Source organism: Rhizobacter sp., from assembly GCF_031412075.1.
Classification (GTDB): Bacteria; Pseudomonadota; Gammaproteobacteria; order Burkholderiales; family Burkholderiaceae_C; genus Rhizobacter.
Genome location: NZ_JANOCG010000500.1, coordinates 1 through 12371, shown reverse-complemented (window position 1 = coordinate 12371; position 12371 = coordinate 1). Strand labels below are relative to the sequence as shown.

Annotated in this window: 13 protein-coding genes; 3 read left to right on the top strand and 10 right to left on the bottom strand. The window is 66.0% G+C overall.

The annotated features are described in order from the left end of the window. Positions 1 to 355 (top strand): hypothetical protein (locus RMO40_RS18555; RefSeq protein WP_489660194.1); only part of this gene is annotated, 355 nt, incomplete at its 5' end. 30 nt (positions 356 to 385) lie between these two features. Here the strand turns inward: RMO40_RS18555 and RMO40_RS18550 are convergent. Then, positions 386 to 1534, bottom strand: coding sequence for an ABC transporter substrate-binding protein (locus RMO40_RS18550; RefSeq protein WP_309724544.1), 1149 nt, complete (start codon positions 1532 to 1534; stop codon positions 386 to 388). 315 nt (positions 1535 to 1849) lie between these two features. On the opposite strand from RMO40_RS18550, the gene RMO40_RS18545 reads away from it, so the two are divergent. Beyond that, positions 1850 to 2371, top strand: a complete 522-nt coding sequence (locus RMO40_RS18545) for a hypothetical protein (RefSeq protein WP_309724542.1) — start codon at positions 1850 to 1852, stop codon at positions 2369 to 2371. 36 nt (positions 2372 to 2407) lie between these two features. On the opposite strand, the gene RMO40_RS18540 is transcribed toward RMO40_RS18545, so the two are convergent. The 5 genes from RMO40_RS18540 to RMO40_RS18520 form a co-directional block, all read right to left on the bottom strand. Continuing rightward, positions 2408 to 3691 (bottom strand): ABC transporter substrate-binding protein, encoded by a 1284-nt coding sequence (locus RMO40_RS18540; protein ID WP_309724540.1) that lies wholly within the window; start codon positions 3689 to 3691, stop codon positions 2408 to 2410. 5 nt (positions 3692 to 3696) lie between these two features. Further along, the gene (locus RMO40_RS18535) at positions 3697 to 4986 is read right to left on the bottom strand and encodes a YbfB/YjiJ family MFS transporter (RefSeq protein WP_309724538.1); all 1290 of its coding nucleotides are present in this window, start codon (positions 4984 to 4986) and stop codon (positions 3697 to 3699) included. 48 nt (positions 4987 to 5034) lie between these two features. Beyond that, entirely contained in the window at positions 5035 to 6972 is a 1938-nt protein-coding gene (locus tag RMO40_RS18530; RefSeq protein WP_309724536.1) for an FAD/NAD(P)-binding protein, read from the bottom strand. 210 nt (positions 6973 to 7182) lie between these two features. After that, entirely contained in the window at positions 7183 to 8544 is a 1362-nt protein-coding gene (locus RMO40_RS18525; RefSeq protein WP_309724533.1) for a histidine kinase dimerization/phospho-acceptor domain-containing protein, read from the bottom strand. Further along, positions 8541 to 9227 carry a response regulator gene (locus tag RMO40_RS18520; RefSeq protein ID WP_309724531.1) on the bottom strand — a complete coding sequence of 229 codons (687 nt, stop codon included), beginning with the start codon at positions 9225 to 9227 and terminating at the stop codon, positions 8541 to 8543. The genes RMO40_RS18525 and RMO40_RS18520 overlap by 4 nt, the downstream gene beginning before the upstream one ends. A gap of 65 nt (positions 9228 to 9292) precedes the next feature. Here RMO40_RS18520 and RMO40_RS18515 point away from each other — a divergent pair, with 65 nt between their 5' ends. Further along, positions 9293 to 10057, top strand: coding sequence for a phosphatase PAP2 family protein (locus RMO40_RS18515; protein WP_309724529.1), 765 nt, complete (start codon positions 9293 to 9295; stop codon positions 10055 to 10057). Here the strand turns inward: RMO40_RS18515 and RMO40_RS18510 are convergent. From RMO40_RS18510 to RMO40_RS18495, 4 genes are read right to left on the bottom strand one after another with little or no spacing between them, the layout of a single operon-like run. After that, complete coding sequence (locus RMO40_RS18510) at positions 9963 to 10601, bottom strand: FMN-binding negative transcriptional regulator (protein WP_309724527.1); 639 nt, start codon at positions 10599 to 10601, stop codon at positions 9963 to 9965. The two genes, RMO40_RS18515 and RMO40_RS18510, sit on opposite strands and share 95 nt — an antisense overlap. Position 10602: 1 nt before the next feature. Continuing rightward, positions 10603 to 11076 (bottom strand): OsmC family protein, encoded by a 474-nt coding sequence (locus RMO40_RS18505; protein WP_309724525.1) that lies wholly within the window; start codon positions 11074 to 11076, stop codon positions 10603 to 10605. Further along, complete coding sequence (locus RMO40_RS18500; RefSeq protein ID WP_309724523.1) at positions 11073 to 11855, bottom strand: isocitrate lyase/phosphoenolpyruvate mutase family protein; 783 nt, start codon at positions 11853 to 11855, stop codon at positions 11073 to 11075. The genes RMO40_RS18505 and RMO40_RS18500 overlap by 4 nt, the downstream gene beginning before the upstream one ends. Next, the gene (locus tag RMO40_RS18495) at positions 11852 to 12301 is read right to left on the bottom strand and encodes a GNAT family N-acetyltransferase (protein ID WP_309724521.1); all 450 of its coding nucleotides are present in this window, start codon (positions 12299 to 12301) and stop codon (positions 11852 to 11854) included. The genes RMO40_RS18500 and RMO40_RS18495 overlap by 4 nt, the downstream gene beginning before the upstream one ends. Positions 12302 to 12371: the final 70 nt, after the last annotated feature.

Genomic DNA, 12371 nt, shown 5'->3' with positions numbered 1-12371 from the left:
CTCGGCCCAGACTGGCGTCGGCGTGTCGGTCAGCGTCAACCAGCCTGGTGTGTATGGCCGCATCGACATCGGCAACATGCCGCCACCGCCGGTGATCTATGCCAAGCCGATCATTTATGCACCACCGCCGGTGTACGTGGTGCAGCAACCCATGTACCTGTACGTGCCGCCGGGTCACCAGAAAAAGTGGGGCAAGCACTGCCACCGCTACAACGCCTGTGGCCAGCCCGTCTACTTCGTGAAGGAGAGCTGGGTGCGCGAGCGTTATGAGCGCGAGCATGACCATGATGGCAAGCACGGCGGCAAGGACAAGCACGACAAGCACGAGAAAAAGGGCAAGCACGGCAAGGACTGAGTTGCCCCTGGCGCTGCCCCGCGGGGAGCGTCAGCCCACCAGGCGGCCGTAGCGGTCGATCGCGATCAGGTCGACGTACTGCGAGCCCGAGGTCACGCCGGGTGCGAACTCGACCCGGTAACCACCGAGGTCCGTCTTCAACGCCGCGAGAGACTCTTTCATGCGGGCGCGGCTGATGCGCTCGCCGCCACTCACCTTGAGAGCCGCGCGCGCGGCTTCGACCGCGATGCGGCCGGCGATGTAGCCCTCGAGCGTGTTGATGCCCAGCTTCACGTCGGGTCCGACGGCAGCCAGATCCTGGCGCGCACGGCTGACCACGTTGAGGCCACCCGAATTGGGGCGCGGCACCACCATGCTCATGATGCAGCTCTGCTTCTTGGCGATGAGCGCGTCCATCAACTCCTGGCCGGCATACGACGAAGCGTAGAAGAGGCCGGCGTAGCGCCCGGCATGCATCTGGTCGATGATGGTCGCGATAGGCCCTGAGTTGGCAGAGAACAGCACGCAGTCGAGCTTGGCGGCGAGCAGCTTTTCGCTGACCTCGGAGAACGCGGTTGCGGCGCGGTCGATCGCGATCGTTTCCACCGGCACGATGGACAGGGCGGTCAGCGCCTGCGTCATGGCCGCGATGTTGGCCGGCGAGGTGTCCTTCAGGTAGACGTAGCCGATGCGGCGCATGCCGAAGTCTTTGATGTAGTTCGCCATGCGCCTGAATTCGAGGTCATAGCCCGCACGCACATGGAAGGCGCCGTGGAGGCCCCCTTTGCGAAGGCCCATGTTGCCGCTGGCGGTGCCCAGCAGCGCCATCTGGCCGTTGTTGACGGCTGGCAAGCAAGCTTCAGCCGCCACGCCGTTGGTGAGGCCGACGATGGCCGACACGCCGCCGTCGATCAGCGTGGTGACGTTTTCAACGCAGCGGCCTCTCACACCGCCGTCGTCGAGCGTCACCAGTTCGAAGCGCGGCCCGCCGGTGGCGGCGCTGGCAATGGAGGCCGCATTGAAGGCTGCGACGATGCCGTCGCGAATGTCGCGGCCGTACGTCGCCTGCCCGCCGGTGAGCGCGGCCGACTGGCCGAACTTGATCACGTTGCCCGCTGTGGCCGCGTGGATGGAAGAGCTCCCCACCAGGCTGGTTGCAAAGGCTGCCGAACCGCTGATGACAAGGTTTCTGCGCTTCATGTGAACACTCCTGCGAATGATGGGGGGACGGCCATGCCGCCCGCTCGCGCCGGTCGCGCGTGGTTCGGGCTCATCACCATCGGCGCTTCTTCGGCAGTCGCGCGTTGAAGCTTGATGTTTTCACACAGATTGATACGTCAGTGCGAACTGGTTGCAGACCCTCGGTTGCCGGTTGACGCTTCTTGTCATGTCACGGTGGACGGAAGCGCGGATTTGTGCGCAACGACGCTGCGCCAGCGCGCGGTTTACGAATTGACACACTCTGCCTGCAAGCCACACACTTTCCTCACCCCTGCAACACCCAGAAAGCGCGCCATGAAGTCACCCCACAGCACGTTTGCCAAGCTCTCCGCCATCGCTTGCCTGGGCCTGGTCGCCCTCGGCGCACAGGCCTTGGAGCTGCGTGGCTTTCGCGGTGTGTCGTGGGGTGAAGGCGCCGAGGCGCTGGGTGTGGCCACGCCGGTGCACAGCCAGGGCGACGTGACCTGCTACCGCCGCGAGCGCGAGAACCTGGTGTTCGGCGACAGCCCCTTGAACGACGTGCGCTACTGCTTTCAACAAGACCGCATGGTCATGGTGATCCTGGATGCGGCGGTCGAACAAAGCGCGCTGGTGACCGAGTTCCAGCGCACCTATGGCCGCCCCACCGCGCGGGTGGGCCAAACAGTTTCGTGGGGTGGGCGCGCGACAAGCACACAAGCCGACCTCTTGGCCGCAGGCCAGAGCGGCTCACGCCTGGCCATCTATTCCAGCAAGATCGACGCGGCGCTGGCCCAGCGCATGCAAAAGGCCAGCCCGGGCGAAGCGACATGCGACGTCGCTGCCGCCGCATTGTGAAGACCTTCGCTGCGCGGGTAGCCCGCAGTGATCGCTTTACCGTCGGAAAGTCCCGTCGGGGCCGATGATGGAGAGGTCGACAAAGTCGAGCCCGGTGTGATCTGAGGTGCTGTAGCTGACCTCCTGGCCCCCCAGGTCGACGCGGTTGAAGGATTCGAGCGCTCGCTTGAACGAGGCCCGCGTCACATCCTTGTCTCTGGCCGCCGCGCGCTTCAAGCCCACAACGAGCACCTTGGCCGCCGCAAAACCTTCAATCATTGCGGGAGTGAGTTGGGTGATGTTTTTCGCCGTGGCGAGTCGGGCGGCCTCCGCAATCATCGGAACCGCCAGGCGGCGTTCAGACGGGAAAACCTGACTGACGATCACACCGGCCGCCTGCTCGCCCAACTCCTTGACGAACCCGGTGGCGGCGTTGTTCGACAGGGTGGCCAGGGTCGCTGCCGAACCGGCGGCGCGCAAAGCCTTGACGCCGGCGGCAACAGAAGACGACGTGCCGATGATCAGAATGCCCAGGGGCTTGACTTCAAGAACCTTCTTCACAACCGAGGCGTAGTCCGGTTTGAACTTGTCGATCGCCTGGGTCAGCGCGGGTACCTTGCCAGACTCCTTGAAGACCTTCAAAGCGCCCTGCACGGCATCCTCGCCGAACGAGTCGTTGACGTAGATCAACCCCACGTTTTCGAGACCGGCGAGCCCGAGGTGACGTGTGACACGTTCGGCTTCGGTCTGGTACGTGGCTCGCACATTGAAGACCCAGGGGTTGACGGGTTTGTGGAGCGCTGCCGCACCCGTGGAAGGCGCCAGCAAGGCAATCTGTCCTTCGGCAAGAAGCGGCAGGATCGCTTGTGCATGCGGGGTGCCGCGGGTCAGGAAGAGGGCAACCACCTTCGGGTCCGCGATGAGCTTCTTGGCGTTCTCGGCCGCGATCGGAACCTGGTTCTTGTCGTCGAGCGAGATCAGTTCGATCTGCTGACCGTTGATCCCACCTTCGGCGTTGATGTGATCCAGGTACAGCTTGGCCCCGGTGGCGATTTCAGCCACCGGCGCGGCCACGGGGCCGGTGAAGCCCGAGGTCTGCCCGACTCTGATCTGCGCCACTGCAGTCTCGGCGACGAGTCCGTTGAGCGACATGGCCAGCAAAAGAATCGCACCAGCGGAAACCTTGTTCATCGACGAACCTCGCAAAGCTAGGTTGAAACGACCGCGAACGGCCTCTACTGAGATGGCGACTTGGCGCCGGCTTGATTTATCGGTCTGCCCCGATATATCGGGTATTAGGGTAGACACCTTGAATTTATTGGGAATACGAACAGGTGACACTTGACCTACAGGGCAGCTTCTTGTTTCTTTGGTTGGTAGGTGAGCAAGAGAGGTGGCACGGTCGGGCGTGGGGGCATCACTGCGCGGATGGCCGCAATGCAGGCCAGTGCGCCGAGGAGCGCCACCGCGCTCACGGCAAACAGGGGCCGATACGAATCGAGTGACACAGCGAGCATGGCCATCAGCAAGCCACCGCCGGCCTGCGCCGCTGCAAAGCTGAATGTGGCCATGCCCCACGCCTTTCTGTGATGCTCGGCACCCACGCGCTCCAACGCGTAAGCGGAGATCAGCGCCACGATCCCTGGCGTGAACATGCCCATCAAGAACGACGAGATGAAAAGTGCGACGGCGCTGTTGCTCAGCAAGGGAAGCGCTGCGGCAAAAAACTTCAGCAAGAACGCGGCGATGAGGCACCGCTTCAAGCCGAACACGTCGGCCAGGCTTCCCGTGACAAGGGGGCCGATGGCTGCGCCCAGGCCAAACATCGCCCAGTAGAAGCCCCCGGTCGCAAGAGGCATGTGCAGCTCGCGCACGATGTAGTCCACCCAGAAAAGGGTGTGCGCCAGGTAGCCGATCGCGTTCAGCCCGTGAGCGGCAAGGATCAAGCCAACGGCCAGCCGGGTTTCTGCAGAAAACGGCTGGGTCGATTGACCCGCCACCGCCGATGTCGGGCTCGCATGCGCGTCCGAAGGCCACTGGCCCCATGCCAGCGCCGTCAAGAGCAGGCAGATGCAGCCCATGCCCACCCATGCGCCGGTGACACCCTGCAAGAGGAGCAACGAGAAGCGATCGCCAGACACGACAACGATCAAGCCGGTGCCAGCAATGAGTGCCGGCACCAGAGCGCCTGAAATCACCGCCCCCAGGCCGATGCCGGAGAACACCACGCCGCTGGCGCGCCCTCGAATCGCCGGCGCTTGCGTGGGCAGCACCACCGGGGCGGGCAACACCATCAAGATGGCCCCGCTGAAACCGGCCAGCGTTCGCCAGAAGAAGTACCAGGGCAGACCCGCGTGCTCCACAGCGCAAGCGAAGAAGCTGACCGAGCAGGTGAGCATGCTCATTCGCAACAGGGTCGACACACGCCAGCGCGCGCCCAGAAAGTCGGTCAGACCGGCGCCCAGCAGGTAGCCGACCAGCGTCGCAACGCTCAGATAGGACGCCTCGCCCTGGGTGAACCACCCCTCCAGGATGAGTGCCGGCATCAACGCGATGAAGGCAAAGCGGCCAATGCCGTTGCCGACCAGGGTGGCAGCCAGCCCGGACAGGCTCAGACGGTTGACGGCCCCACCCATCATCGAGCGGGTGGATTCAGTGACCCATGAGATGCCCGCGTCCCCATGTCAGGAAAGCGCACCGTAAATCGTCGCAAACGCTGACCTCGGCTCGTCATAGGTGGTCTCGGGAGCAATGGCAGGCACTGCAGGCAAGCTGCGACCGTCGATCAGGGCGAGCATCCTTCCGACGGCCCGGCCTGCGTCGACGATGGCCGTGGAGTTCACCCCCCCACGCGGCACGACGAAGGTGTAGAACTTCACCCCTTCCGTGGGGATGCCCAGGGCCCAGGCGTTGCTCACCGCCTGCCCGGTCTTTGAAACCCAATTGAAGTTGCCGTCGATCTCGATGCCGCCGGGATGAAAGCCCCCGTTCTGGAAGAGTCTGACGTGGCCTCCGGCCAGCAGGCCCTGCAGGAGTGGCGATGCGTCGTCCTTCGGGCTGTGAAGGGAAATCCTCGCCTTGATCAAGCCATGAAGTGGCTCGGAAAGCTCCGGCCACTTGGCCGAGCTGACCCGAATGAGCCCCCCTTCGGGAGGCAACTCACAGCGTGTCCCCGGCCCCCAATCGGCAGTGAGCACGCCAGCGTCCATCAGGGCCAGCATCTCGGCAATGCGGGACGCCGGGGGCCCGACCGCCATGCGGTTCATCACCGGCAAAAACTCCGTCAGGAGCCAACGGTGTGACGCTTCTGTCAGCCCGGCGTGGTCGATTGCCGCGCGAAGGTTGTCGCGCAGATCGCGCAGCACGTCGCTCGCGGCCTTCAAGGGGCTGTCCAGGTTGCCTCGCTTCGCTTCGGCCAGGTCTTGGTTCAGATGCGCCCTGAGCCAGTGGCCGAAAGTTTCACGGTCTAAAAGCGCAGCATCGGGCACCGGATCGGCCTGCCTGGCCCAGGAAAACCGGTCACGTCCGGGGATGTACTGCCGCACCAGCCGTTGCCGCTCACCCGCGTCGGCGCACACAAACTGATTGATGAACAGCATGGTCTGGACGGGGTCGCCATGCTGTCGCAAATAAGCTTCGTAGTAGGCAAACTCCATGTCCGCCAACAGCAGGGGGAAGACATCTGCAACAAAGTCGAGCTTGCGAACCGCCCGCATCGCGCGCACTTTTTCGGCGAAGAGAAAGCGCGGCTTGTACTGCAGGCTGACGCCCTTCTGATTGCGCGCACGCGCGGTCAACGGAAGGCCTGACCTCGAAAAGGTGATGATGCGCGGCTCGTTGCCGCTGCGCACGTAGCGCATCGCGCCGGACGCCTCTGTGATGAAACGGCCGCCCCGGCCCACCGTGAGTTCAGAGAGAACGTCGAAGGTGGTCAGCCCCATGCCCTCGACGCCGATCGTCATGTCTGCCCTCACGAACGAGAGGCGCTCGCGAACGGGATAGGGGTCGCTCACCACGGTGGTCTCGCAGGGGAAACCGTTCGAGCTGGTCAGTGCCTGCGCTGCCAAGCCGGCCGGCTTGGTGTGCCCGGTGGTGAGGAACAGGAAATTGGCCTGGTAGCTCGCGTTGTCGGTGGCGAGTGACCACGAGTAATTGGGCAAGCGTTCGGCGCGGGCCACCGCTGAGTTGATGAACTGGATGTTGACGTGGGGCGGCGCGAGCGAGCAAAGGTGCTGGTAGACCCAGTTGAGATACCGGCCGAACAGCCCGCGTGAGTAGTAGGCGTCGGCAGAGATGGTGTCGAATTTCCGCGTGGGGTTCTTTTCCAGCCACTGAAAGAAGGACGGGCCCTCCATCGCCGGGCCCGCCCCGACAACCGAGGCGTCAGAAAACATCGTGATCTGGCCCGCGACGGTATTGACCAGAAGGGCATCAGACTGGTCAGGGTCGTGGCAACCCACGCCCGGGGTGTTGGAGTCAAAAAGGTAGACCGTCAGATCGGCTGATTTTGTGGCCCGTTCATTGGCGATCAGCCGCTCAAGAACGGTCAACCCGCGCGGCCCGGCGCCGATGATGGCGATCTTTATCGTTGGCATGGATACCCTCTTTGCCTCTGCGTTCATGGCTGGACACCTGTGCTGTCGGCCCCCTTTTTTTGCCGCGGGGTTCCCGACACCCCTCACTCAAGGGGTTGCCAGATGTTTCGAATGATGTTTGTTGCGCGGAGCCACAGGGGTATCGACTTGTAAATTGGCGGTATTCCTGCGCCATTTCCCTCGATCAAGGCACGGGCGCAGTGATACCGCGGCCGCTGAAGATCAGCCGACGCGCAGTCAGTCAGCCGCAAAGCTGATGCGGTAACAGCTGCCGAAACCCGCCGGCGGCGGCGCTGTCGCAAAGCGCGCGTTGTGGATGGTGGCGATCTTGTCCACCACCCGGTGCCCCAGGCCGAGGCCGAGGCTCAAGCCCGGCGTGGCCGGTGTGTCGGCACCTGCCGCCTGGCCGGTGTCGCACACCTGCAGCCAGCGTGCGGCCGGGTCGAGCTGCACCTCAACCAGCGTGCCGCGCGGTGTGTGGCTGAGCGCGTTTTCGATCAGGTTGCGCAAACCCAGCTGCAGCAGCACGGCGTGGCCGGTGAGCACGAACGGGCTCTCGCCCACCAGCGCCAGCTCGTGGCCGCTGTCGAGCGCCAGCTGCGCATAGTCGCCCACCACCTGGCGCGCGATCTCCAGCAGATCGAGCGGCTGCGCGGCCTCGGCCATCTCGGTGCGGCTGGCGCGTGCAAGCGCCAGCAGGTGCGACATCACCTGGTTGGCGCGCCGCGCATCGTGTTCGATGCGGGCGAGCGCCTGCTCGCGCTCGGCGTCGTTGCGCGCACTGCGCAAGAGGCCCGTGTGCAGGCTGAGCGACGCGAGTGGCGTGCGCAGCTCGTGCGCCATCTCGCTGCTCAGCTCACGCTCGCGCACCAGCACCGCGTGCTGGCGCTGCATCAAGGTGTTGATCGAGTCGACCACCGGCTTGAACTCGCGGTGTGACTGCGTGCTCAGGAGCTTGTTCTCGTGCACGTCGAGCGCGCTCACATCGCGCGACAGGTCGCGCAAGGGGTTGAGGCCGCGGCGTATCGCCCAGCCCAGCGCGAGTGCCACCACCGGCAGCAACCAGAAGCCAGGCTGGGCCATCTGCTCGGCGATGTCTTCGGCCAGCTCGTCGCGCTCGCGCACGCTCAGCAACACCATCACCTTGCGGCTGCGGTCGTTCGGGTCCCAGCGTGAGAAGGTGCGCCAGGCCATCGGTGGCGTGCCGAGCGAGAGGTCGGCAAAACCTTCGGCCGGCGTGAACGCGGGCAGCGGCGCCTCGCCGGTGCGGGTGATGACCTCGCCGGAGGCGGCCCAGACCACCACGCTCATCGACTGCTGGTAGTCGTGGCTGTGCAGCGCGGCCAGCGCATCGGCCTCGCTTTCGCGCACGCCGGGGCCGCCGGCGTCGAACTGGCCCTCGTGCTGGCGCAAGAGCAGATGCACCACGCTCGCCAGGTGGCCGTCGGTCAGCTCGTCGGCCTCGTGGATGCCGGTCTTGAAGCCGACCACGATGAAGCTCGCCCACACCAGCACCAGGGCGCCCAGCGCCCACGCCAGCAGGTGCAACATCAAGGAGCGCGAGCGCACGGCGGGAGGTGATGCTTCGGGACGGCTCACGCGCCAGCCTCGGCCGGCACGAAGTAACCCACGCCGCGCAAGGTGTGGATCACGTCGTCGCCCAGCTTCTTGCGCAGGCGGTGCACATGCACTTCGATCGCGTTGCTCTCGAGCGTGCCCTCCCAGTTGTAGAGCAGCGCTTCGATCTGCGGGCGCGAGAGCACCCGCGGCCGCACCTCGACCAAGGCCAGCAGCACCGCAAACTCGCGCGGCGAGAGCTCCACCGGCTGGCCATCGCGGTGCACCGTGTGAGCCGCCGGGTCGATCTCGACGTTGCCGCAGCGCAGCGTGGCCCGCGCGCGGCCAGCGGCGCGACGGCGCAGCGCACGCATGCGGGCGGCGAGCTCGTCGGCATCAAACGGTTTGGTGACGTAGTCGTCGGCGCCGCGGTCGAGCGCGGCGATGCGCGCCGCCACCTCGTCACGCGCCGTCATGATGAGCACCGGCGTGGCCGGGTCGGGCACGGCGCCGACGGGCGCGCTGCGCAGGCGCTGCAACACCTGGTGGCCGTCACCGTCGGGCAGGCCGAGGTCGAGCAGCACGATGTCGAAGTGTTCGGCACGCAGCGCCGACCAGGCTGCGGCCACGCTGGTGGCCACGTCCACCGCATCACCCTGGCGCTGCAGGTGGGCTTGCAGGCCGGCGGCAATGCCTTCATCGTCTTCGACCACCAGAACGCGCATAGCGCCGATTGTGCGGCTGGCGCTTAAGGGCGTCTTAAGCCCGTCACGCGAGAGTGGCGGGCCTCATGAGCCCCTCGCACGAACGGCGCCTTGCCAGCCTCACCCTCACCCTGTTGCTCGTGCTGCTGGCGTGGGACACAAGCGGCTTGGACATGCCACTGGCACGGCTGTTTGGTGATGCGCATGGTTTTGCGCTCAGCCAGAACAGCGTGCTCACAAGTGGCCTGCACGACGGCGCGCGGCTGTTGTCATGGTTGCTGTTGATGGGGCTCACGCTCGCGGTGTGGTGGCCACCACCTTGGCTGCGCCCCCTGCGACGCATCGAACGGCTGCAGTGGGTCACCACGGCCCTGGTCGGCGCGATGGCGGTGGCGCTGTTCAAGGCCTACAGCACCACCAGTTGCCCGTGGGACCTGGCGGCGTTTGGCGGCACCGCGCAGCATGTGTCGCACTGGCTGCGAACGGCCGACGGTGGCAGCGGGCATTGTTTCCCGGCCGGGCATGCGTCGTCGGGCTTTGCCTTCGTGGGCGGCTATTTCGCGTTGCAGCGCAGCTCGCGGGAGCGGGCGCGCGCCTGGCTGGCGGCATCGCTCGCGGCCGGGCTGCTGCTGGGTGTGGCGCAGCAGGCGCGCGGCGCGCATTTCATGAGCCACACCTTGTGGACCGGGTGGCTGTGCTGGGCGCTGGCCTTCGGCATCGATGCGACGCTTCGGCGCTGCATCGCGCGCCATCAGCTCAGCGCGGCGCCGCCCGCTCCACCGCCGCCGCCATCGCTGACGACGGCTCGCCTCCCTGCGCCCGCAGACCCCTCGCCACCCCTTCGCGGTTGACGGCCGGGTGGTTCTGGCTCACCTTCCATTTGCCGTGCAAGGCGGTGAGCGGGATCTCGATGCCGACGATGGCGCGCAACATCGTGTCGATGTAGTCGGGCGGCGCATCGCCCAGCGCCCAGGGTCGGGCCTGGCTGGTTTCGTGGCGCAACGTGAGGCGGCTCACCAGCTCGCGCAGCCAGGTGGCGTCGTCACGCACCACCAGGCGGCCACGCGCCTGCACGGTGATGTAGTTCCAGGTCGGCACGGCCTTGCCGTTCTCGGCCTTGGTGGCATACCAGTTGGGCGAGATGTAGGCCTGCGGGCCCTGGAAGACGACCAGGGTGTCGACATCACCTCGCGCTTCGCGCCACACCGGGTTGGCGCGCGCCACGTGGGCGCGCAGCACCGGCTGGCCGCTCGTGTCGACGTCGAGCAGGAACGGGATCGGGTTGGCCTCCAGGCCCTGATCGCCGAGCGTGATCAGCAGGCCGAGCGGGTGCTCGCGCACCAGCTGATGAAGCAACTCGGGCCGCTCTTCCTTGAAGTGGGCGGGGCTGTACATGTCAGCTCACCAGCACAGGTTCACACCGCACTTCGCTCTTCACCGAATTGGCGATGAAACACTCTTCGTGGGCGCGGTGGTGCAGGTGGTCGAGCTCGGCCAGGGTAGGCTGCTTGCCGCTGAAACGCACCGCCGGGCGCAGCGTGACCACGGTCACGGCCATCTGGCCCTGGGCGTTGCGGTCCATCACGCCGACCACGTCGTCGCGGTAGTCGTCGACCACCCAGCCAGCGCGGCAGGCGACGTCGAGAAACCACAGCATGTGGCAGCTGGAGATCGAGGCGATGAAACCTTCTTCGGGGTCAACTCCGGCCGGGTCGGAATAGGGCGCGCGCACCGACAACGGGGACGACGAAGCCGGCATCACATGCCCGCCATCGAAATGGATCTCGTGGCGGCGGCTGTACTTCTTGTCGCTGAACGGTTGGTCGCCCCGTGCCCACAAGGTGGTGGCGGTGTAGCTGTGGCTGCTCATGGTTTCCTCAGGTAGTTGAAGGTGCCTTGTTCTTTCACCTCGGTCGCGGCGGCCAGCACCATGCGCATGGCCGCGCGGTAGAACGACGTGGCAAAGCTGATGCGCTTGACGCCGGCGGCCTCGAGCTCGGCGACGCTGAACGATTGGTTCGGGATGCCGACCATGAAGCTCACCGGCTGGCTGAGCGCCGCGCACACCGCCCGCACCGCCTCGAGGTCGGGCAGCGCGGGCGCGAACAGCACATCGGCACCGGCGCGCTCGAAGGCCTGCAGGCGTCGGATGGTGTCGTCGAGGTCGGGCTTGCCGCGCAGGTAGTTTTCGGTGCGTGCGGTCAGGGTGAACGGCCGGCCCAGCGCGCGCGCCGCTTCGGCCGCCGCAGCCACACGCTCCACGGCGTGGTTGAAAGCGTAGGGCTCGGCTTCGGCGGGTGAGTCTTCGATCGAGCCCCCCGCGAGGCCGATCGCGCCGGCCAGGCGGATGGTGTCTGCCGCCATCGCCGGCTCGGGCCCGAAGCCGTTTTCAAGATCGGCCGACACCGGCACCTCGACCGCGTCGACGATCGCCCGCGCATGGGCCAGCGCTTCGTCACGGGTGAGCTGTCCGTCCTTGCGGCCCAGCACCATGGCGGCCGCGCCGCTGGAGGTGGCAAGCGCGGCGTAGCCCACCCCGGCGATCAGCTTGGCCGAGCCCGGGTCCCAGGCGTTGGGCATCAGCAAGGCGGTGGCCTGCTGGTGCAAGCGGCGGAACTGGTGCGCCTTGTCATCGAGAGTGGTGCTCATGCTTTCTCCTGGAGTGGCAGGTCGTAGCGGATGAAGCCATGGAACTGTGCCACCTTGTCGTACAGCGTGCGCGCCGTGGCATTGTTCTCGTGGGTGAGCCAGTAGCAGCGTGTGGCCCTGGCTTCGCGCGCCGCCTCGCCCACCGCTGCGATCAGCGCTCGGGCCACGCCCTGGCCGCGCAGCTCGGGGGTGGTGAACAGGTCTTGCAGGTAACACAGGCGTGGCGACCACACGCTGGTGTGGAACAGGTAATGGGTGATGCCGACCAGGCGTCCGTCGAGGTGCGCACCGAGACCGAACACGTCCTCGCGCTTCAGCAAGCGTTGCCAGGCGGTCTCGTAGCCCGCGGGAGACACCTCGGTCTGATAGAAGGTCTTGTAGCCGCGTGCCAGGGCTTCCCAGGGCAAGCGGTCGCCTTCGGCCAGCGGCGCAATCTGCAGTGTCATGGTGTGGAAACGATCGTGTGGATTGGCTCCTGATGGTAGGAAGCCATCTGGCCCCTCAAGGAGCCAATTT